Source organism: Jiangella aurantiaca, from assembly GCF_004349105.1.
Lineage (GTDB): Bacteria > Actinomycetota > Actinomycetes > Jiangellales > Jiangellaceae > Jiangella > Jiangella aurantiaca.
In genome coordinates, this window is record NZ_SMLB01000006.1 from 76,134 (window position 1) to 97,036 (window position 20,903).

The 20,903-nt window shown below is 70.7% G+C and carries 16 protein-coding genes, 1 tRNA gene and 1 pseudogene; 11 read left to right on the top strand and 7 right to left on the bottom strand.

Annotated features, from left to right (window positions below):
• Positions 1 to 48 precede the first annotated feature (48 nt).
• From E1262_RS06495 to E1262_RS06505, 3 genes are all read right to left on the bottom strand, one after another.
• Positions 49 to 1,299, bottom strand: coding sequence for a flavin-containing monooxygenase (locus tag E1262_RS06495; RefSeq protein ID WP_132102324.1), 1,251 nt, complete (start codon positions 1,297 to 1,299; stop codon positions 49 to 51).
• A gap of 155 nt (positions 1,300 to 1,454) precedes the next feature.
• Positions 1,455 to 3,413 carry a primary-amine oxidase gene (locus E1262_RS06500; RefSeq protein ID WP_132102325.1) on the bottom strand — a complete coding sequence of 653 codons (1,959 nt, stop codon included), beginning with the start codon at positions 3,411 to 3,413 and terminating at the stop codon, positions 1,455 to 1,457.
• Positions 3,410 to 4,933 carry an APC family permease gene (locus tag E1262_RS06505; RefSeq protein ID WP_132102326.1) on the bottom strand — a complete coding sequence of 508 codons (1,524 nt, stop codon included), beginning with the start codon at positions 4,931 to 4,933 and terminating at the stop codon, positions 3,410 to 3,412. Before E1262_RS06505 ends, E1262_RS06500 begins: the two co-directional genes overlap by 4 nt.
• A 140-nt stretch (positions 4,934 to 5,073) precedes the next feature.
• Here E1262_RS06505 and E1262_RS06510 point away from each other — a divergent pair, with 140 nt between their 5' ends.
• The 3 genes and pseudogenes from E1262_RS06510 (at position 5,074) to E1262_RS06520 (ending at position 7,625) form a co-directional block, all read left to right on the top strand.
• Positions 5,074 to 5,691, top strand: coding sequence for a TetR/AcrR family transcriptional regulator (locus E1262_RS06510; RefSeq protein ID WP_132102327.1), 618 nt, complete (start codon positions 5,074 to 5,076; stop codon positions 5,689 to 5,691).
• A gap of 47 nt (positions 5,692 to 5,738) precedes the next feature.
• Positions 5,739 to 6,647 (top strand): LysR family transcriptional regulator, encoded by a 909-nt coding sequence (locus E1262_RS06515; RefSeq protein WP_132102328.1) that lies wholly within the window; start codon positions 5,739 to 5,741, stop codon positions 6,645 to 6,647.
• Between the two features lie 121 nt (positions 6,648 to 6,768).
• Positions 6,769 to 7,625: pseudogene (locus tag E1262_RS06520) on the top strand (carbon-nitrogen hydrolase).
• A 17-nt stretch (positions 7,626 to 7,642) separates the two neighbouring features.
• On the opposite strand, the gene E1262_RS06525 reads toward E1262_RS06520, so the two are convergent.
• Together E1262_RS06525 and E1262_RS06530 are read right to left on the bottom strand one after the other, a co-directional pair.
• Positions 7,643 to 9,298, bottom strand: a complete 1,656-nt coding sequence (locus E1262_RS06525; RefSeq protein WP_203453628.1) for an amidohydrolase — start codon at positions 9,296 to 9,298, stop codon at positions 7,643 to 7,645.
• Positions 9,299 to 9,421: 123 nt separating this feature from the next.
• The gene (locus E1262_RS06530) at positions 9,422 to 10,276 is read right to left on the bottom strand and encodes a carbon-nitrogen hydrolase family protein (protein ID WP_132102330.1); all 855 of its coding nucleotides are present in this window, start codon (positions 10,274 to 10,276) and stop codon (positions 9,422 to 9,424) included.
• Positions 10,277 to 10,440: 164 nt separating this feature from the next.
• Here E1262_RS06530 and E1262_RS06535 point away from each other — a divergent pair, with 164 nt between their 5' ends.
• The 8 genes from E1262_RS06535 (at position 10,441) to E1262_RS06570 (ending at position 19,935) form a co-directional block, all read left to right on the top strand.
• Complete coding sequence (locus tag E1262_RS06535) at positions 10,441 to 11,871, top strand: purine-cytosine permease family protein (protein ID WP_132102331.1); 1,431 nt, start codon at positions 10,441 to 10,443, stop codon at positions 11,869 to 11,871.
• Positions 11,868 to 13,367 carry an aldehyde dehydrogenase family protein gene (locus tag E1262_RS06540; RefSeq protein ID WP_238992858.1) on the top strand — a complete coding sequence of 500 codons (1,500 nt, stop codon included), beginning with the start codon at positions 11,868 to 11,870 and terminating at the stop codon, positions 13,365 to 13,367. The genes E1262_RS06535 and E1262_RS06540 overlap by 4 nt, the downstream gene beginning before the upstream one ends.
• A complete protein-coding gene (locus E1262_RS06545; RefSeq protein WP_132102332.1) occupies positions 13,364 to 14,890 on the top strand; it encodes a GMC family oxidoreductase in 1,527 nt (508 codons plus the stop codon). Before E1262_RS06540 ends, E1262_RS06545 begins: the two co-directional genes overlap by 4 nt.
• Before the next feature lie 25 nt (positions 14,891 to 14,915).
• Entirely contained in the window at positions 14,916 to 15,356 is a 441-nt protein-coding gene (locus tag E1262_RS06550) for a RidA family protein (protein ID WP_132102333.1), read from the top strand.
• Positions 15,353 to 16,018 (top strand): DUF1028 domain-containing protein, encoded by a 666-nt coding sequence (locus E1262_RS06555; RefSeq protein ID WP_132102334.1) that lies wholly within the window; start codon positions 15,353 to 15,355, stop codon positions 16,016 to 16,018. Before E1262_RS06550 ends, E1262_RS06555 begins: the two co-directional genes overlap by 4 nt.
• Entirely contained in the window at positions 16,018 to 17,154 is a 1,137-nt protein-coding gene (locus E1262_RS06560) for a M20 family metallopeptidase (RefSeq protein ID WP_132102335.1), read from the top strand. Before E1262_RS06555 ends, E1262_RS06560 begins: the two co-directional genes overlap by 1 nt.
• Entirely contained in the window at positions 17,151 to 18,569 is a 1,419-nt protein-coding gene (locus E1262_RS06565) for an aspartate ammonia-lyase (protein WP_132102336.1), read from the top strand. Before E1262_RS06560 ends, E1262_RS06565 begins: the two co-directional genes overlap by 4 nt.
• Before the next feature lie 181 nt (positions 18,570 to 18,750).
• On the top strand, positions 18,751 to 19,935 hold the full coding sequence (locus E1262_RS06570; protein ID WP_132102337.1) for a hypothetical protein: 1,185 nt from the start codon (positions 18,751 to 18,753) through the stop codon (positions 19,933 to 19,935).
• 317 nt (positions 19,936 to 20,252) lie between these two features.
• Here the strand turns inward: E1262_RS06570 and E1262_RS06575 are convergent, their stop codons facing one another.
• Together E1262_RS06575 and E1262_RS06580 are read right to left on the bottom strand one after the other, a co-directional pair.
• Entirely contained in the window at positions 20,253 to 20,777 is a 525-nt protein-coding gene (locus E1262_RS06575; RefSeq protein ID WP_132102338.1) for a hypothetical protein, read from the bottom strand.
• A gap of 18 nt (positions 20,778 to 20,795) precedes the next feature.
• A tRNA-Leu gene (locus E1262_RS06580) sits at positions 20,796 to 20,880 on the bottom strand.
• Positions 20,881 to 20,903: the final 23 nt, after the last annotated feature.

The following is a 20,903-nucleotide window of genomic DNA, read 5'->3' on the forward strand; positions in this document are numbered from 1 at the left end:
GGTCTACGTCGTCGGGCGCGTGTGAGGCAGCAGGGCCGGCCGGAGCAGTTAGGAGGTCTCGTAGGCGAGGTAGTGGCGCTGCGTGATGATGTGGTCGGCCACGTACTTGGCGTCGTGCCAGACCCCCCAGATGAAGCTCGAACCGCGGCGCGAGAGCCACGGTAGCCCGAGGTAGTACACGCCGGGCTCGGACGAGACGCCACGTCGGTGCGCCGGCTTGCCGTCGTCGTCGAACGCGTCCACCTGCAGCCAGCTGTAGTCGAGCGCGAAGCCGGTGGCCCAGATGATCGACGTGATGCCCGCGGCGGCGAGGTCGAGGTCGCGAACGGGGTCGATCAGGCAGTCCGGGTCGGGCCCCAGCACTCGTGCCTCAGGCTCCTCGGGGAGATCGAGGCCGTTGCGCGCGACGTAGGCATCGGCCGCGTCGAGCAGCGACAGGTAGTTCGCATCGCCGTCGGCGATGTTGTCGGCGAGGTCCGGGGCGAAGCGCAGAACGCCATCATCGAAGGACGTCGTGCGGCCGACGAGGGTGACGCCGCGCGCGGCGAGGGCTCGGAAGTCGACGGTGTGACCCCCGTGTGCGCCGCTGACGGCGATCGTGACGTGTTCCGCGCCCAGGGGAGGGGTCTGGGCGTCCCACATGCCCAGCACGCCGAGCCACCAGACGAAGTCGCGTCCGCGATACCTGCGCGGGGGGCGGTCGTGCGGGCCGACGGAGAGGTAGACGCGCCGCCCGGACCGCTGGAGCTCGTCGACGATCTGCGCCCCTGACGATCCCGCTCCGACGACCAGGACGGCACCGTCGGGCAGCTGCGCCGGGTTGCGGTAGCCGCTGGAGTGGAGCTGCAGCAGTCCCGCGCCGTCGGGAACCAGTGGCGGGAAGACCGGGCGCTGGAACGGCCCGGTCGCGGCGACGACGAAGCGTGCGTCAACGACGCCGTCCGACGTCTCGGCGCGGAAACCGGCCCGGCCTGCGATCCTGCGTACGGACGTCACCTCCACTCCGCATCGGATCGGCGCGGCGATCTTCTCCGCGTATGCGACGAAGTAGTCGGCGACCTGCTCTTTCGAGGCGAAGGCGTTCGGATCGAGGTCGAGGAACTCCAGCCCGGGAAAGCGGTCGTGCCAAGCGGGTCCGTTCGCGACGAGGGAGTCCCACCGTTCCGAGCGCCACCGCTCAGCGATGCGGTGCCGCTCCAGGACGAGGTGGGGTACGCCACCTTCGCGCAGGTGCTCGCTCATCGCCAGCCCGGCCTGGCCGCCCCCGACGACGAGGACTTCGACCTCTTCGCTCGACATATCAACCTCCGCACCGAACGGCGATGTTCCTGTGTCGTGACGGTCACGCTTGCGTCACATGAATCCTCATCGGGTGGCAGTACACCTGTCCAACAGATGTTCCAGGCCTTCTGCATCTGATGTACTGATGCAGTGGCCTGCGAGGCGCCCATGGGTCAGTGACATGAGCAGGCGTCCGCGGCGGCCGTCGACTCGGTGGTGTGGCAGTGCGACGACCGTGGCGCCGGCACGTCGAGGGCCGGGTTCTGGTCGAAGAACCCGACCGGCTTCATCACGAACCCCGTGTGGTCGACCGGCATGATCGGCCAGTCCTCGGGCCGCGGGAAGTGGGTGAGCCCGAAGGTGTGCCACAACACCAGGTCCTGGCCGTCCAGGTCTCGGTCGGCCCGGATCCACGTGTCGATGCCGGTGGTGCCGGGGTTCTGGTTGACGTACTGCCCGGACGGGTAGCGCTCGGCGTCGTGCTGCGCCGTGACCCACAGATGCCGGGTGGTGAACGCCGCCCGCTTGGCGATCGACGACGACGGGTCGGCGAGCAGCGTGGGCTGCCCCTCCGGGATGAGCGCGTAGCCGACCGGCTGCCCCATCCGGTTCCGGCGCTCGGGGTTCACCACGTGCCAGGTCCGCCCGACGCTGCCGTCGGCCGTCCGGGCGCCTTCGGACTCACGGCGGATGCGCGTGGCTCTGCGGGTGAAGGCGTTGCCGTACGGGTTCTCCGGCCCGACCGGCACCCGGACGGCGTCGACCTCGTCGACGGCGTTCCCCACGCCGTCGACCATCATGTCCAGCCGCGCGGAGAACAGGTGCTGGTGGAACGGCGCTCCCACGCCCGGGGCGATCTCCGAGGCCCACGGGTACAGCGAGCCGTCGGCGCGCGGCCCGGGGTAGGCCGACGCGAACACGACGCCGGTGGCCTTGCAGTCCAGTTCGATGGTGCCGTCGAGGTAGAGGTACCAGTAGAACCCGTAGTCGTAGTTGCCCACGGTGATGAAGAACGAGATCACCAGCCGGCGCTGCCGGCGCGTGGAGCTGGAGCCGTTGTACATGTCTGTGTGCTTCCACAGCACGCCGACGTCCTCCTCGTGCATGCAGATCGCGTTGCGGATCGTCCTGGGGTTGCCGTCGTCGTCGGCGATGACGGCGTCGAAGTAGTGGATCTCGCCCAGGCAGTCGCAGCCGAGCTCGAGCGAGTTGGCCTCCTTGCCGAGCGAGTACTCCCCGGCGTCGAAGTAGTTCTGCCAGAACCGGACGGGGGAGGGGTCGCCGTAGGGGACCACCATCTCGGCCACCGAGGCGCGGTAGACGATCGGGCGCAGCCGGCCGCCGTCCTCGAAGCCGATCTGATGGAGGGTGAGCCCCTCGACCTGGTCGAACCCGATCCGGAACTGCCAGTTCTCCCAGCGCACGATGTTGCCGTCGACCGTGAACGACGGGCCCTCGGGCTGGCTGATCTCGATCGGCTTCTGGGTGTCGCGCACCGGGCGGTTCTCGGCGCGCAGTTCGAAGTCGGCCCGCTCAGCCGGCAGCGGGAAGATGCCGTCGTCGATCAGCTCGACCACGTCGCCGGTGATCAGGTCGACATAGGCGACGACGCCGTCGATGGGGTGCGCCCACACGTTGTCGCTGCCGTCGAGCTGCAGGAAGGACAGACACCGCACCAGCCGGCGGCCGTCCTCGCCCGGGATGTCGAAGCAGCCGGCGCTGAGCGCTGAGACGCGGATCCGCTCCGGCTCGTCGAGTCCTCGGCGGGCCATCGCCGCACGCCAGCCCGGGTCCTGCCAGAGGATCTTCTCGACGAGCTGGAACTCCTCACCCATGATCGGCGGCTGGCCCTCGGCGGTGACGTCGACGTCGCGCCGCGAGACGACCTTGTCATGGGTGAGTGAGGCGACCACCTCCGAGACGGCGCCGGTGTCGCGGTCCAGCAGGGTGGTGCGGACGCACCGGTTCCAGGGGTCGTCCTCCTGCCACGAGAGCACCTCGTGTTTCGGCGGCTCCACGAGCATGACCAGCGGGAAGCGCGTGGCGGGACCGATCAGGCCGGCTCGGTCGAGGATGTCGCGGTTGTGGGCGATCTCCTCGGCGGTGAGGCGGTCGAGCGGGTGAGCGGTCACGAAACGGTCCCTTCTGGAGTGACGGACGGTGTGGCGGGGACCGCCGCGGCGGTCACGGCGCGGCGGACCAGGGCGCCGCGGACGTAGCCGGCGACGCCGAGGACGAGCAGACCGGCGAGCGTGCCCAGCGTGAGTACCTGGAACTGCAGGTGGCTGACGCCCCAGATCTCCTGGAAGTCGTAGTCGAGGCCGAAGAGGGCTTCCAGCGTGCCGGGGAAGACGGCGACCCAGGAGCCGAGCAGCACCCAGGCGAAGGCGACGGCACCCAGCGCCGCGTACCCGCGGTCGGACACCGGCACCTTGAACGGCCGCTTCACGTGGGGGTACGCCGTGCGGAGCCGGACCGCGGCCGGGATCACGATCAGGTAGCTGAGCAGGAACGTCGAGATCGAGATGATGAGGACGACGGTGAACAGCGCCGCGCTGCTGCCTGTCACCTGCATCGCGGCCACCATGAAGGTCGTCGAGACGACGCCGGACAGCAGGTTGACGCGGACCGGGGTGCCGAGACGGGGGTGGAAACGGCCGAAGAAGCCGCCGAAGAAGGCGCCGTCCGCCGCGGCGATGGCCTGCATGCGGTCGGAGATGATCATCCACGCGGCGCCCTGGCTCATCAGGATGTACACGAACCCGATCGCGGTGACGGTGCCGAGCGCGTCCGCGGCCGGACCGTACACCGTGAACACCACGCCGACGGCCTCGAGCAGCCCGGAGATGCCGGTGATGTCGTCCTTCGGCACCACCAGCAGGATGGCCAGCACGGGCAGGATGTAGCAGAGCGCTGCGGCCGTCGAGGAGCGCGCGATCGAGATCGGCACGTCGCGGGCCGGGTTCTCCATCTCCTCCGCGGCGCTGTTGGACGACTCGAAGCCGAGGAAGGCGAACAACAGGACCGGGGCGAGGCCGAGCAGTCCCGCCAGGGTGGGGCTGAAGTCGCCGGCGTGGAGGCCCTCGACGCCGTGCTGGGCCGCGTAGACGACGGTGGTGAGCACGAAGAAGGCGAGCAGCGCGAGCTTGAGGATCGCGCCGCTGGTCGGCAGCCACTTGCCCTTGCGCAGGCTCACCACGGCGGCGAGCACTGTGCACCAGATGAAGACGATCTTGAAGATGTAGTCGGCCGCGGAGCCGTGGGGCAGGCCGACGAGATAGGTGTTCACCGTCTCCGCGGCGAGGAAGGCCATCGAGCCGCCGACCCAGATCGGCTGGGTGACCCAGGTGAGGAGCGCGGCGATCGCGCCCGCGACGCGGCCGAACGCGTTGCGGACCCAGGTGTAGGCGCCGCCCTCCTCGCTGAAGGCCGCGCCCACCTCGGCGAAGAGCAGCGCGTATGGGATGACGAAGGCGACGGCGAGGATCGCCGACCAGGTGAGCGCCTCGGCACCGAAGACGGAGACCTGGCCGAGGGTCTCGAGGCTGATGACCGCGGCGATGATCAGGAACAGGATGTCGAACCGCTTGAGTGCCTTCTGCAGATGACCCGTCTGCTCGTCGAGCAGCTCAGTGCGCTGGTGATCACTCATGGTCCCGGTGCCTTCCGGTAGCGGGCGGGGCGGCCCCCGACTATTCTTTGAGATTGGCATCAAATAATGGTGTGGTGTGCAGCACATGACCAGAGGCGGCTTCATGGCTTTTCTTGATGACCTGCATTGAAATCGCTGACATGGCCAGACCCCGTAACCAGACCGCACGCCGCCGCCAGCTCGTCGAGGCCGCGGCTCGGGTCATCGCCGAACGCGGCCTCACCGGCCTGCGGATCAAGGACGTCGCCGACGCGGCCGGGCTGTCGGCGGGCTCGGTGTCCTACTACTTCCCCGACCTGGACGACCTGCTGCTGGACGTCCATCACCATGCCGTGGACCGGTACTACTGGTTGCGGATGAAGGCCATCGAGGATGCCGCGGACGCACGCGACAAGCTGGTCCGGCTCGTCGAACAGGGAATCCCCGACGACGCCGCGGACGTGATGGGCCTGGTGCTCTACGAGCTGCACCTCAACGCGTCGCGCGACAAGGCGCATTCGGTGCTGATGTCCGGCCTGTACGACCGCGAGGTCTCGCTCTACGCGACGGTTCTCGCGCTCGGCGTGACCAGCGGTGTCTTCGCCCCCATCGACGATCTGCGCGGCGTCGCGATGAACGCGGTGGCCCTCGAGGACGCCTACGGCCTGCACATCGTCGGGCGCAACCAGTCGGTGGCGCCCAAGGAGGCGAGGAGGCTCGTGCGGGCGTATCTGTCCACGGTCACCGGCTGCGACCTCGAAGCCCGGCTGATCGAGTGAGCACGAAACGCTCGACGCCCCCGAGCGGGTTGGGCGACGATGCTCGGGTGTCCGACCTGGGCTTCACATTGGTGCAGCTGCGCTACTTCGCCGCTGCCGCCGAGCTCGGCAGCATGACCAGCGCCGCCCGCGAGCTGATGGTGTCGCAGTCCGCGGTGTCGACCGCCGTGGCTCAGCTGGAGAAGGAGCTCGGCGTCCAGCTGCTGCTGCGCCATCACGCGCGCGGGTTGAGTCTCACCGCGGCGGGGGAGGAGTTCCTGCGCGAACTGCGCGGCTACCTCGCCCACACCGAGGAGCTGGCCGAGGTGGCCCGGACGGCCGGCCAGACCCTGGTCGGCCGGCTGGCCATCGGGTGCTTCGCGACGCTCGGGCCGTTCCAGCTGCCTCGCCTGCTGCGGGCGTGCGAGCGGGACCACCCCAACGTCCAGGTGTCCGTGCTCGAGGCGGAGCACGCCGCGCTCAAGCAGGCGCTGCGGGCGGGCCGGTGCGAGCTGGCGCTGATGTACGGCTACGACCTCGACGACGACATCGAGTCGGTGCGTGTGGGCACGGCTCCAGCCTACGTGCTGGTCGCACAGGACCACGCCCTCGCCCGCCGGAAGAAGGTCCGGCTCGCCGAGCTCGCGGACGAGCCGATGGTGCTGCTGGACCTGCCACATAGCGGCGACTACCTCGCACACCTCGTGGAGTCGGCCGGGGTCACCCCGCAGGTGCGGCACCGCACGGCCGGGTTCGAGACGGTGCGGGCGCTGGTGGCCAACGGGCTGGGCTGGTCGGTGCTCAACCAGCGGCCGGCGTCGTCCATGACCTACGACGGCAAGAAGGTCGTCGAGCTGGAGATCCGCGACCAGCTGGAGCCGCTGGAGGTCGTGCTTGCCTGGATGAGAGGCGTTCGCCTGACCCGGCGTGCGCAGGCCTTCATCAGGTCCGCCGGTCGCGTGGCGCGCGAGCGCTGACGTCGCCGGTCGAGCCGCTGCATCGATCCAGCCGATGCCTTGCGCCGGCTTTCTGTCGTTGTCGCGCCGACGGGACGACGACAGACTGCGGGCAGCAGCCCGCACCCTGGAGGGACCCGCCATGACCGTGACCGTCGCGCTGACGCAGATGGCCTGCACCGATCGGCAGGCCGAGAACCTGCGCCGTGCCGAGCGACTGGTCCGCGCCGCGGCTGCCCAGGGCGCGGAGCTGGTGCTCCTGCAGGAGCTGTTCGCGGGGCCGCACTTCTGCCAGGAGAAGGACACCGTCCACTTCCGGCGGGGCTGCGAGCTGGATCGGTCGCCCGTGGTCGCGAGGATGGAGTCGCTGGCCCGCGAGCTCGGCGTGGTGCTTCCCGTCAGCTTCTATGAGCGCACGCCGGGCGGTCTGTTCAACTCCGTCGTGGTCATCGACGCCGACGGAAGCCGGCTCGGGGTCCACCGCAAGTCGCACGTGCCGAACGACCCGGGGTACTTCGAGAAGTTCTACTTCGCCGACGGCGACACCGGCTTCCGCGTCTGGGACACCGCGGTCGGCCGCATCGGCGTGGGGATCTGCTGGGACCAGTGGTTCCCGGAGGCGGCCCGGGTGATGACACTCCAGGGTGCCCAGCTGCTGCTCTACCCGACGGCGATCGGTAGCGACCCGCTGTATCGCGGTGGCAGTCCGATGGCGCAGTGGCAGCGCTGCATGCAAGGCCACGCCGCTGCCAACTTCGTCCCCGTGGTGGCCAGCAACCGGGTCGGTGAGGAGCACACCCGTGGCGGAGGGCGCTGGAGTTTCTCGGCCGCTCCTTCGTCGCCGACCACCACGGCGAGGTGCTGGTCCAGGCCGACGAGCGGAGCGAAGCCGTGCTGATCGCCCGGCTCGACCTGGAGCAGGCGGACCGCGAGCGCCGGATGTGGGGTCTTCTGGGCGACCGGCGGCCGGACCTGTACGAGTCGCTGACCGCGGGCTGACCCCTCGAGCCTGAGGGCTACCAGGCCTCGTGTACCGGGACGCCGTCGACGAACGTGGCCCGGACCCGCAGGGACGACAGGTCTCGCGCGTCGACGGCGAAGGGGTCGCCGTCCAGCACCACCAGGTCTGCGGCCTTGCCGATGGTGAGCGTGCCGCTCTCGTGTTCCAGCCGGTTCGCGCGCGCCGCTCCGGCGGTGTAGCCGTGGACGGCGGCCCGGACGCCGACCGCCTCGGCGGCCAGCAGCGGCACCGTCTGGGCGTGCTCGTCGGCGGCGTGCACGTCGGCCAGGGGAGCGGTCCGGTTGACCGCGACGTGGATGCCCCACACCGGGTCCGGGCTGGAGACCGGCCAGTCCGATCCCATCGCCAGCGGCACACCCGCCCGGGCCAGGCTACCGAAGGCGAAGTGCCGCGCCCGCTGATCCTCGGTGAGGAAGGGCAGCTTGGTCGCCACCAGCACCGTGTCCTGACGCGCCCACAGCGGCTGGACGTTGGCGATCACGCCGAGCCGCGTCATCCGCGCGATGTCGCCGCGGTCGATGAGGTCGATGTGCGCGATCTGATGCCGTGGGTCCCAACCCGCCGGGACCGTACCGGCCGCCTCGAGGGCATCGAGGCACTCGCGGACGGCGCGGTCGCCGACGGCGTGCAGGTGCAGGTCGAACCGCTCCGCGACCAGCGCCGCGACGACGGCCTCGAGCTCCTCGGGCGGGATGAAGCTCAGACCCGTCTCGCCGTCCAGGCCGCGGTACGGCGAGAGCAGCGCGGCGGTGTGGTTCTCGCAGACCCCGTCCTGCATGATCTTGACCGCCGTGGCCGTGAACCGCCCGGCGGACACGCGTCGCCGGCGGTCGCGCAGCAGCTCGAGCTGGCCCGGCCCGCCGTCGCGCCGCCACCACAGGGCACCGGTCACCTTGGCGGTGAGCCGGCCGGACTCCGCGGCGGACACGTAGGTGTCGTACGAGTCGTCGAACACCTCGGCGGTCCCGACGGCGGCGTCCTGCCACGCGGTGATGCCGAGCCGATGCAGCTCGGCCTGGGCCGTCATCAGCGCCTCGCTCAGACGTCGCGCATCCGGGCCGGGCAGGAGCGAGGTCACCAGACCGGCCGCGGCCTCGAACAACACGCCCGTCGGCTCGCCACCGGGCCCGCGCTGGATCCGGCCGCCCACGGGGTCGGGGGTGGTGGCGGTGATGCCGGCTCGGCGCAGCGCTTCGGAGTTCACCCACACGCTGTGGACGTCGTGGCTGGTCAGCACGGCGGGCCGGTCGGGGACCAGCTGGTCGAGGACGTCGCGGTGCGGGAAGCCGCCGGCGAAGACGTCGCCGTACCAGCCGGACCCCTGGATCCAAGTCGGCTCCGGATGGTCCGCGACGTACGACGCGATGAGCGTCCGGTACTCCGCTGCACCGTGCACCCCGGACAGGTCGCACCCGAGCAGCTGCAGACCGGCCGCGACGGCATGGACGTGCGCGTCCTGGAAGCCGGGAAGCAGGGCGGCGCCCTCGAGGTCGACGACCTCCGTGCCGGGACCTCGCAGCTCGTGCGCAGCGGCGCCCACCGCGACGATCCGCCCGGACCGGACCGCCAAGGCCGACGCCGGGTCGGTGCCGTCCATCGGGTGCACGGCCCCGCCATGGAAGATCCAGTCCGCATGCTCAGCGTCGACCACGCCGCGTCTCCTTCGCATCCGATGCTCGCAGGTACGGTCAGGCCACTATCGGGCTGGTCGTCGTGCCGAGGAAGGGCTCACGGCATGCCGATCGTCGATGCGCTGTATCGCCTCGGCGCATCGCTACCCGGCGACGTCGGCAGCCGGCGGATCGTACAGCTCGGGACGCACTCCTTCCCACAGCGGCGCCGAGCTCCGGTCCGCCGCCGCGATCCCGGCGGCCAGGTCCAGGTCGGCGAGGAGCAGGTGCTCGTCGCCGGCGCCGTCGCCACTGCGCGGTGCCGCCGCGACGACCCGGCCGCCGGGATCGAGCACCCGGCTCCCCCCGAGGGGGTCGGAGCCGCGGGTGCCGCCGGACTGGTTGGCCATCAGCCACCACTGCCCGCTGGCGAGTGCCTGGGCCGGGTGCAGCAGGTCCCACCAGTGCGCGGCGTCGGTCTCGTAGGCCGACACCGAGACCACGATCCGGGCGCCGCGGTCGCGCAGCGCCCGGGAGTAGCCGGGGTGGTCACCGTCGAAGCAGACGCTCATCCCGACACGTCCCCACGGCGTGCCGACGACGGTCACGGTCCCTCCCGCGGCGAAGAGCTTCGCCTCCCCGGTCGTGGGGTAGAGGTGCACCTTCCGGTGCGTCGCCACCCGGTCCCCGTCCGGGGAGTAGACCGGCGAGGTGTTGTAGACGGCGTCGGCCGCCTGCTCCGGGACGCTGCCGGCGAAGAGCCAGAGACGGTGCCGGGACGCGAGGTCGCGCAGCCGCGCGTCGCGGGGCCCGTCGAGCGGCTCCGCGGCCGCCTCGACGTCGGCCGCGAGCGTGCGGACGTCGTACCCGGACGGCCACAGCTCCGGCAGGATCACGAGCTGCGCACCTTGCTCGGCCAGGGCGGCGACGAGGCGCGTCGCGGTGCGCAGATTCTCGGTCGGCCGGCCGGGCGCCGGGTGCCATTGAGCGATGCCGACCCGCGCGCGAGGGAGGAGCATGACGCGAGCATGGCATGAACAACAGCGGGGGCCTCCGCCTGCAGCATCTGTTTTGTTGATGACTGGTGCCAAGATTCTGCGCTTTCGTGTCGTTCCAAACGCCGCCACACTGCTGCGAACGGCATGCGCCGCATCACGTGCACGTTCCCGAGGAGGCCGCTTCCATGGCTGAGCCCAGCAGCGTCGACTCGTTCGAGGTCGAGCGACGGACGATCGACCACATCCCGGAGACCGAGCGACACGGCAAGGCGCGGAACCTGTTCACCATCTGGTTCGGCTCCAACATCATGCTGTTGACCGTCGCGACCGGCACCGTCGCGACCGCGGTGTACGGGCTCCCGGTGTGGGCTGCCCTGCTCTCCCTGGTGCTCGGCAACGTGGCCGGTGGCGTGGTGATGGCGCTGCACGCGGCCCAGGGGCCGCAGATGGGCGTGCCGCAGATGTTGCAGACGCGGGCCCAGTTCGGCTCCTTCGGCAGCCTGCTGGTGGTCGTGCTGGTGGTCTTCATGTACGTGGGGTTCTTCGCCTCGAACATGGTGCTCGGCGGCCAGGCGGTCGCCAGCCTCTTCGACGCGCCCGAGACGCTGTCCATCGTCGCGATCGGCCTGTTGAGCGTGGCGGGCGCCGCCGTCGGCTACCGGCTGATCCACGGTTTGGCGTCAATCATGAGCCTGGTCGCGGGCGTGACCCTGGCACTGGCGTTCGTCTGGGGCCTCGTGGTCAACGGCCACCCGGCCGGCACGCTCTCGGCCGGTGAGTTCACCTGGCTGGGATTCATGGGCACGCTGTCGCTCGCGGCCCTGTGGCAGATCGCCTACGCCCCGTACGTCTCCGACTACACCCGCTACATGCCGCGTGACACCGGCGTCCGCCCGGCGTTCTGGGCCACCTACGGTGGTGCCGTGCTCGGTTCGCTGTTCCCGATGGTGCTCGGGGCGCTGGTCGGTGCGGCCTTCCCGCTCGCCGACACCGTCGCCGGCCTCGGCTCGTTCACCTCCGGCATCGGCACCCTGGTGATCGCCGTGTTCGCCGTCGGCATCGCCTGTACCAACTCGATGAACCTCTACTGCGGCGCGTTGTCGGCGATCACGGTGGGCCAGACGATCTTCCCGCGGTGGGTCCCACGTGCCGGCGTCCGGGCGCTGGTCGCGACGGTGTTGTTCCTCAGCGCGCTGGTGATGGCCCTGGCCGGGAAGGACAACTTCCTGGTCAACTTCACCAACTTCATGCTGCTCCTGCTGTGTGTGCTGGTGCCGTGGACGGCGGTCAACCTGGTCGACTACTACGCCATCCGGCACGGCGACTACGACATCGACTCGCTGTTCCGTCGCGACGGCGGCGTGTACGGCACCTACAACCCGATCGCCATCGCCTGCTACTTCCTCGGCATCGCCGTGCAGATCCCGTTCCTGAGCACCACGCTCTACACCGGCCCGCTCGCCGAGCGGATCGGCGGCGTCGACATCTCCTGGATCGTCGGGCTCGCCGTGATCTGCCCGCTGTACTACCTGTGGATGCGCAGAGCGGGACGGCTCCAGGTCCGCACCCCGGTGCCCGTGACCGAGCCGGCTCTCGGCGGAGGTGAGGTGGCGTGACGTCCACGGGGCACACGGCCGAGCAGTGGCACAAGATCGCGGCGGCGACGACGTTCCGCGACCGGCTGTGGATCGGCGGCGAGTTCGTCGACGCGCGTTCGGAACGGCGGCGGCCCACGGTCGACCCCGCCACCGGCCGGGTGCTGGCCGAAGTGGCCGACGGCGACGAGCAGGACGTCGACCGCGCGGTGGCCGCGGCGCGAGCGGCCTTCGCCGACCGCCGCTGGGCCGGACGGGCGCCGGCCGCCCGCAAGAAAGTGCTGCTCCGCCTGGCCGACCTGATCCGCGCGAACGCCGACGAGCTCGCGGTCCTGGACAGCCTCGACGCCGGCAAGCTGATCGCCGACACCTCCGCCGTCGACGTCCCCGGCACCGCGGCGATCCTGCAGTGGTACGCCGAGACCGCCGACAAGACCTACGGCGAGATCGCACCCACGGGCTCCGGCGACCTCGCCCTGGTCAGCCGCGAGCCGCTGGGTGTGGTGGCGGCGGTCGTGCCGTGGAACTACCCGCTCGAGATGGCGATGTGGAAACTCGCGCCCGCCCTCGTCACGGGGAACGCGGTCGTCCTCAAACCGGCCGAGGAGTCGCCGCTCTCCGCGCTGCGGCTGGCCGAACTCGCCGACCAGGCCGGGCTACCGCCGGGCGTGCTCAACGTCGTCACCGGCGACGGGCCGGTCGCCGGGAAGGCGCTCGGCCTGCACCCTGACGTCGACGCCGTCACCTTCACCGGCTCCACCCCTGTCGGCAAGCTGTTCCTCGAGTACGCCGGCCGGTCCAACATGAAGCAGGTCTGGCTCGAGTGCGGCGGCAAGAGCGCCAACGTGGTGCTGGACTGCAACGCCGACCTCGACGCCGTCGCCAACGGCGTGTGCTTCGGCATCTTCACCAACGCCGGGCAGGTCTGCTCAGCCAACTCCCGGCTCGTCGTGCACCGGTCGGTGAAGGACGAGCTCCTGGCCGAGGTCGTGAAGCGCGCCGCGAAGATCCGGCCCGGCGACCCGCTCGACCCGGCCACCGTCATGGGACCGCTGGTCAGCGAGCGGCAGGCCGACCGCGTCCGGGAGTACATCGAGATCGGCCGCGGCGAGGGGCTGTTGCGCCTCGGCGACGACGCCGTCGACGGCGCACCGACCACGGCGTACGTCGGCCCCGCCGTCTTCGACGACGTGCCGCCGACCGCTCGCATCGCCCGTGAGGAGATCTTCGGCCCGGTCCTCGCCGTGATCGGCGTGGACTCCGAGGAGGAGGCCGTCGCCGTGGCGAACGACTCCCCGTTCGGCCTGGCCGCCTCGGTGTGGAGCGACGACCTGCGCCAGGCACACCGGGTCGCGGGCCTGCTGCGGGCCGGGACCGTCTCGGTGAACACCGTCGACGCGCTGGACGTGACCACGCCGTTCGGCGGATTCGGCCAGTCCGGGTTCGGCCGGGACCTGTCGTTGCACGCCATGGAGAAGTTCACCGCACTGAAGACCACCTGGGTGAAGTACGGATGACCGAGCACTACGACTACGTCGTCGTCGGCGGCGGCACCGCCGGCTCGCTGCTGGCCGCCCGGCTCTCCGAGGACCCCGGCCGCACGGTCGCCCTCGTGGAGTGGGGTCCCGACGACCGCGGCGAGCCCCGCGCACGGGCGCTGCGCCGGTGGGCGGAGATGCTCGAGGGCGAGCACGACCTCGACTACCGCAGCGTCCCCCAGGAGCGCGGCAACTCCGCCATCCGCCACGCCCGCCTACGCATCCTCGGCGGTTGCTCCACCGCGAACACCATGATCTCCTGGCGGCCGCTGCCGGCCGACCTGGAGGAATGGGTCACGCTCGGTGCACAGGGGTGGGACCCCGCGACGGTGCTGCCCTACTACGACAAGCTCGAGGTGCCGATCCAGCCGGTCGCGCCCCGCGACCGCAACCCCTACGTCGCCGACGTCGTCGCCACGGCCGCCGCGGCCCTCGGCCTGCCGGTCCAGGACCGCTGGAACGACGGCCGGCTCGACGAGGTGGCGCACGGCGCCGGGTTCTTCGAGGTCGGCTACACCCCGGAGACCAACCAGCGCGGGGCGACGTCGATCCACTACCTGCATCCGGCGTGGGACCGCCCCAACCTGTCCGTGCTCACCGGCCTGCGCGCGGTCCGGGTCGTGGTCGAGGCCGGCCGCGCGGCGGGCGTCGAGTGCCGCGACGACGGTGGCGCGACGTCGGTCATCCGCTGCGGTCGCGAGATCGTTGTCAGCTGCGGGGGCATCGACTCACCGCGGCTGCTGCAACTGTCCGGTATCGGGCCCAAGCGGATCCTCGACGACGCCGGCGTCGAGGTCGTCGTCGACCTGCCCGGCGTGGGGGAGAACCTGCAGGACCACGCCGAGGGCCTGGTCGTGTGGGAGTCGGTCGAGCCCCCACCGGACATCTGCGCGAGCGGCTGGGACGCGGGCGCCATGCTGAGCGTCGAAGGCGACCCCCGCCAGCCGGACGTGCTCATGCACTTCCCGGTCCAGGCGTGGGCCGTCCACGCCGAGAACTACGGCGTCCGGCTGCCGGAGAACATCGTCTCGATCGCTCCGAACGTCGCCAAGCCGGCCAGCCGTGGCCGGGTCGCGATCGTCTCGGCCGACCCCGACGACCCGCCGCTGCTGGACCCGCGCTACTTCACCGACGCCGACGGCCACGACGAGCGGATCCTGCTCGCCGGGGTCCGGGCGGCCCGCCGGATCGCCGAGCAGGAGCCGTTCCGCTCTCATCTCGTCCGCGAGGTGTTCCCCGGACCGGAGGTCGTCACCGACGAACAGCTCTCCGCGATCGCGCGCGCGACCCACCAGACCGTCTACCACGTCAGCGGCACGTGCCGGATGGGCGCCGACGACGACCCCATGGCCGTCCTCGACCCGCAGCTGCGGGTGCGGGGTGTCGAGGGTCTGCGCGTCGCCGACGCCTCGGTGTTCCCCACCATCCCGTCGGTGAACCCGGTGGTCACGGTGATGCTGGTCGCCGAACGGGCGGCCGACCTGATCCGCGGTGCCAGCTGAGCCCGGCGAAGAGGAGGACGATTCGATGAGCCAGCGGATCACGACGGGCGGGCACGTCCGCATCCGGCCGTTCAACACCAGGGTCACCTATCCCGAGCAGAACCTGGACAACGACCTGTGCCAGGCCGTCGTGGCCGGCAACACCGTGTACGTCCGGGGCCAGATCGGGCAGGACCTCGACACCAGCGAGTCGGTCGGAATCGGCGACGTGGAGGCGCAGACAGAACGGGCGATGGCCAACATCGACCTGCTCCTGACCGAGGCCGGGAGCCGGATGGAGCACCTGGTCAAGCTCACCGTCTACATCGTCGACCCCCGCTACCGCGAGACCGTCTACCGCACCATCGGCCGGTGGACGAAGGACGTCCACCCGATCTCGACCGGCCTGGTCGTCTCGGCGCTCGCCAGGCCCGAGTGGCTGGTCGAGGTCGACGCCGTCGCCGTGATCCCGGAGGGGGAGCGGTGACGTTCTCCGTGCTCGGAACCGACGGCGTCGCCGTCGGCATCGCGATCAGCTCGTCCAGCCCCGCGGTGGCGGCGCGCTGCGTCCATCTCCGGGCCGGGGTCGGCGGAGCCGCATCCCAGAACGTCACCGACCCTCGCCTCGGCACCCAACTGCTCGACGCCCTCGAAAGCGGCCTGGCGCCGGAGCAGGCGCTGGTCGAGGTGGTCGCCGGCACACCCGAGGCCGATCACCGCCAGCTCACCGTGCTGGACCTCACCGGCGCCTCCGCGGTGTTCTCCGGCGCGCACGCGCTCGGCGTGGTGGGGGAGCGGCGCGGCCGGTCGGTCGTCTCGGCGGGCAACCTGCTGGCGGCGCCGAAGGTCATCGACGCCGCGGTGCAGGGCTTCGAGTCCGCGGAGGGCGACCTGGAACTGCGGCTGCTCGCCGCGCTCGAGGCCGGTCTCGCGGCCGGTGGGGAGGCCGGCCCGTTGCACTCCGCGGGACTGTCCGTGGTCCGCAAGGTGCCGTGGCGGGAGACCGACCTGCGGGTCGACTGGAGCGACGAACCGATCCGTGAGCTGCGGCGTCTGGTGGAGCTCTGGCTTCCCCAACGCGACGACTACGTGATTCGGGCGCTGCGGCCGTCGGACGCCCCCAGCTACGGGGTGCCGGGGGACGAGTGATGGTCAAGCAGGTGGTCGCCGACGCCGTCGCCGGCCGGCACGACCGGCTCGTCGCGCTGTCCGAGCGGCTCCACGCCCATCCGGAGACGGCGTGGGAGGAGCGCGACGCGGCCCGCTGGGTCGGTGCGGCACTCGCCGAGGCCGGGTTCGACGTGGCGACGGAGTACCTCGGGTTCGAGACCGCGTTCCTGGCCACCGCGGGCTCCGGCCCGTTCCGGCTCGGGATCTGCGCGGAGTACGACGCCCTGCCGGGGCTCGGACACGCCTGCGGGCACAACCTGATCGCCGCCACCTCGGTGGGCGCCGCCGCCGCGCTGGCCCCGTACGCCGACGAGCTGGGGCTGAGGATCGAGGTCTACGGAACCCCGGCCGAGGAGGGCGGCGGCGGCAAGATCGAGCTGCTCGACCGCGGCGCCTTCGCCGGCCTCGACCTGGCCATGATGGCGCATCCGGCTCCGGTGGACGTCGCCGAGGCGCGCCCGTTCGCGGTGTCGCACAGTCACGTCTCGTACCACGGCAAGGCGGCCCACGCCGCGGCGTACCCGGAGCAGGGCGTGAACGCGGCCGACGCCTTCACCGTCGCCCAGGTGGCGATCGGGCTGCTGCGTCAGCAGCTCCCGAACACCGTGCGGGTGCACGGGGTCGTGACCCGTGGCGGCGAGGCTCCCAACGCGATCCCGGAGCGCACCGAGGGCCGCTGGTACGTCCGCGCCGAGTCGCTGGCCGAGCTCGCCGAGGTGGAGCCGAGCGTGCGGCGGTGCTTCGAGGCGGGCGCGCTGGCGACCGGCTGCGAGCTCGAAATCGTCCCGGAGAGCCAGCCCTACGCCGAGTTCCGTGCGGACGAGGCGGCGCTGGCTGCGTACCGGCGCAACGCCGAGGCCCTCGGGCGGCGGTTCGCGACCGGTGGCATGGCGGCGCGGATGAACAGGGCCTCGACCGACATGGGCAACGTCTCGCAGGTCGTGCCGGCGATCCACCCCTACGTCGGCATCGACTCGCTGCCGGCGCTGAACCACCAGAAGGAGTTCGCCGCCCAGTGCGTGGGCGCCGCGGCGGAGCGGGCCATCCGCGACGCCGCCACCGCACTGGCGTGGACGGCGATCGACGTCGTGAGCGCGCGGGGAGCGGACCGATGACGCTGCCGGATGCGCCACCGACCCGCTTGGAACGCGACTTCCTGGGCGAGCGGCCGATCCCGGACGCCGCCTACTGGGGCGTGCACACCGCCCGGGCGCAGGAGAACTTCCCGATCAGCGGGGTGCCGCTGCACCGGCATCGGCGGCTGGTGGCCGCACTGGGCGTGGTCAAGCAGGCGGCGGGCCGGGCCAACCACGAGCTCGGCCTGCTCGACGACGACGTCGCCCGGGCGATCGACGAGGCCTGCGCCGAGGTGCGCGCGGGCACGCTGGACCAGCACTTCGTCGTCGACGTGATCCAGGGCGGCGCCGGCACGTCGACCAACATGAACGCCAACGAGGTGATCGCCAACCGCGCGCTGGAGCTGCTCGGATCCGGCCGTGGCGACTACGGCCGGGTGAATCCCAACGACCACGTCAACCTCAGCCAGAGCACCAACGACAGCTACCCGACGGCCCTACGGATCGCGCTGTCAGAGGAGCTCTCCCGGCTGGGGCTGACCGTGCGGCGGCTGGCGGACGCGTTCACTGCGAAGGCCCAGGAGTTCGCCGGGATCCCGAAGGTCGGGCGCACCCAGCTGCAGGACGCCGTGCCGATGACGGTCGGGCAGGAGTTCGCCGCGTGGGCGGCGACCATGCGCGAGGAGCTGCCCCGGCTGGAGGACTCGCGCCGGCTGCTGCACGAGGTAAACCTGGCCGGCACCGCCATCGGCACCCAGATCACGACGGTGCCCGGTTACCGCGAGGCCGTGCTCCGGCACCTGGTGACGCTGACCGGCCTGCCGTTGGTCTCGGCCGACGACCTGATCGAGGCGACCTCGGACGTCGGGTGCTTCGTCCAGGTATCGGCGATGCTCAAGCGCACCGCGGTGAAGGTCTCGAAGATCTGCAACGACCTGCGGCTCCTGTCGTCGGGACCGCAGGCGGGACTGGGCGAGCTGCGGCTGCCGGCGCGCCAGGCGGGGTCGAGCATCATGCCGGGCAAGGTGAACCCGGTGATCCCCGAGGTGGTCAACCAGGTCGCGTTCGCGGTCGTGGGCAACGACGTCACGATCACCATGGCGGCCGAGGCCGGACAGCTGCAGCTGAACGCGTTCGAACCGGTGATCGCGCACCGGCTGCTCGAGGGCATCGACTGGACGGCGCGGGCCCTGGACGTGCTGCGTCACCTGTGTGTCGAGGGCATCGAGGCCGACTGCGACCGCCTGGCCGTCCTCACCGGCAGCAGCGTCGGCGTCGTCACCGCCCTGACACCGCACATCGGGTACGCCACCGCCGCTGCCGTCGCCCGCCAGGCACTCGCCGGTGAGGGCACCGTCCGGGACCTGGTGCTCGCCCTGGGCGTGCTCACCGGTGACCAGCTCGACCAGCTCCTGCACGTCGACCGGCTGACCTGCGCTTCGGGCGACGTGTGAGTCTCGCCGCCCTGTCGTCACGGCGCTCGACGAATTCCGATCTGCGCCTGCGATCGACCCAGTTCATCGGCGGTGGAGATCTTCCTACCGCGGGAGTGGTGCCACAGGCCGGTGTGGCTGATGCGGGCGCGATGAAACGAACTCGGCCATCAGTGCTCCATGGAATACCGATGCGCCGAAGGTGAGCAGACAGGCGTCGAGGACGCCTCGGCGTAGCCTGACCGGCTACATCGAGTTCTACAACGAGCCCGACTGGCTGCACCACATCCAGCAAGTGATCTCCGGCCGGGAACCCCGAGTGCAGCCGGAGGAGCTGTATCAGTGGTACGTGCCGTACTACGAGGCAGCGAACGTGGTCAACGCGGAACTTGACGCAAGCGCTCGTATCAAGGTCGGTGGCCCGACGCTGGCGAGCTTCGACAATGAACCGTGGATCGCGACGTTCCTCGATGGCTACGCGGCTGATATCAACCCCGACAAGCGCCTCGACTTCGTCTCCTGGCACGCGTACGGGTTCTTCGACAGGGACAACGGCTACCGCTTCGAGCAATACAAGGAAAACCCGAGCGTGGTAGCCACGCAGCGCGCCCGGCTCTACGCAATGCTGAAGGAGCGGGACATCACCGAGCACATCCCGGCCTTTGTCACCGAGACGGGGATCTACCCGGGCGGGCTCGTCGACGAGCGGAACAACATGAACGACTGGCTCCGACAGGCCGCCGGTGTCGCTTCTCTCCACTACTGGTATGCCGACCAGCCGATGACGATTCCGTTCCACTGGACGGTGCGCCACGGAACCGCACGGCGCAAGGATCAGCTCGTCACGCTCCGCGGTGAGGGTGAGACCACCCCGCCCGACACGTTCACGCCGTACGGCAACCTGATGGTGATGCAGTCGATGATGAAGGACACGCGGGTGTCGGCCACGTCCGACAGCCTTGTGAACGGTCAGGGCGTGTACGCGATGGCCAGCAAGGACGCCTCGGGAGCGTCGGTGATGGTGTGGAACTACCAGACGTTCCGGGGCGGCGAGACCGCCTTCGAGGCCACGCTGGACATGACGAACCTCCCCGCAGACCTCCGGGACGGCGCCGTTCGCAAGCAGGTGTTCCTCATCGACTCGCAGACGAGCAACTACTGGGCGAATCCCGCGACCGCGAACCTGCAGCGGGTGGACGACCAGCTGCTGGACCTCGGCGCCTCGTACAGCAAGGTCCTCCAGCTCGACCCGAACGCGATCCACCTGATCCTCTTGGAGCCGGCGACCAAGGACCACTGCAAGGACGGCGGCTGGCGCGACTTCGAGTTCAGGAACCAGGGCCAGTGCGTTCGCTTCGTGACCACAGGCCAGGACAGCAGGGGCTGAAACACCGAGCCGGGCGCGACCGCGCCTCCCGTCGAGGCTCCTCACCCTCCGCTTCGGCGGATCGGGTGGGGAGCCTCGCCGCGTTCCGGGATCAGGTACATCGAGAAACGTGCGGCCGGCGGTGTCGTCGACGAGCCAGCGGGCAGCGAGCCGTCCGACGGCGGCGCCTCGCCCTCGGCCAGCGCCGGCCTCACCGGACCGCCCCTGACTGCGGGGCGGTCACTTGCGCGCCTTCTCCTTGCCGTCCTTGCCGCCCGCCTTCGTCAAGAGCGCCGCGATGGCGGACTCCTGCGGCACGTCGATCTGGCCGATCGTCCTCATGCGCCTTCTGCCCTCCTTCTCGAGGAGCTTGCGCTCGCTAGCGGGTCCCAGCCAGGTGGGCGAATTGTGGGTTCGTCGTGCGCGAGGACGCGATCCTCGAGCGCCTGGATGAGTGGATCGCGTCCTTCACCAACGCTGAGTGGCTGGCGGCCGGTCAGGAGGCGGCGCGCGGCGAGAACCCGGCCGCCGCAGCGTTGCATGAGCGGATCAAGGAGCTGGACCGCAAGATCGAGAACCTCCTCGGCGCGATCGAAAACGCCCCGGAGAGCGCCGCCCTCCTCGCCAAGAAGCTCTCGCAGCGCACCAGTGAACGGGACGAAGCAGGTGCAAAGCTCAAGCGCCTGACAACGGCCACTCAGCTCACTGTGGCCGACATCACGACGATCCTCGACCAGCTCGGCGGCATCGTGAAGGCCCTGAAGGGTGCGACAGCCGAGGAACGCGCCGAGATCTACGAGGCGTTGGCCTTGAAAGTGACCTACGAACCAGAACCGCGCCTGGTCACAGTAGAAGTTGACCAAGCGCGGGGGGTTTGGATGTGTCCGAGGGGGGACTTGAACCCCCACCCCCTTGACGGGGACTAGCACCTCAAGCTAGCGCGTCTGCCTATTCCGCCACCCGGACTTGCGGCGCTTCGTGGAGCGCCA

Bases quoted from the DNA above. Each gene is read 5' to 3' on its own strand.
- E1262_RS06545 (WP_132102332.1), top strand. From the start codon at position 13,364: ATGACCGAGCACTACGACTACGTCGTCGTCGGCGGCGGCACCGCCGGC.
- E1262_RS06535 (WP_132102331.1), top strand. From the start codon at position 10,441: ATGGCTGAGCCCAGCAGCGTCGACTCGTTCGAGGTCGAGCGACGGACG.
- E1262_RS06565 (WP_132102336.1), top strand. From the start codon at position 17,151: ATGACGCTGCCGGATGCGCCACCGACCCGCTTGGAACGCGACTTCCTG.
- E1262_RS06505 (WP_132102326.1), bottom strand. From the start codon at position 4,933: ATGAGTGATCACCAGCGCACTGAGCTGCTCGACGAGCAGACGGGTCAT.
- E1262_RS06550 (WP_132102333.1), top strand. From the start codon at position 14,916: ATGAGCCAGCGGATCACGACGGGCGGGCACGTCCGCATCCGGCCGTTC.
- E1262_RS06560 (WP_132102335.1), top strand. From the start codon at position 16,018: ATGGTCAAGCAGGTGGTCGCCGACGCCGTCGCCGGCCGGCACGACCGG.
- E1262_RS06510 (WP_132102327.1), top strand. From the start codon at position 5,074: ATGGCCAGACCCCGTAACCAGACCGCACGCCGCCGCCAGCTCGTCGAG.
- E1262_RS06530 (WP_132102330.1), bottom strand. From the start codon at position 10,276: ATGCTCCTCCCTCGCGCGCGGGTCGGCATCGCTCAATGGCACCCGGCG.
- E1262_RS06495 (WP_132102324.1), bottom strand. From the start codon at position 1,299: ATGTCGAGCGAAGAGGTCGAAGTCCTCGTCGTCGGGGGCGGCCAGGCC.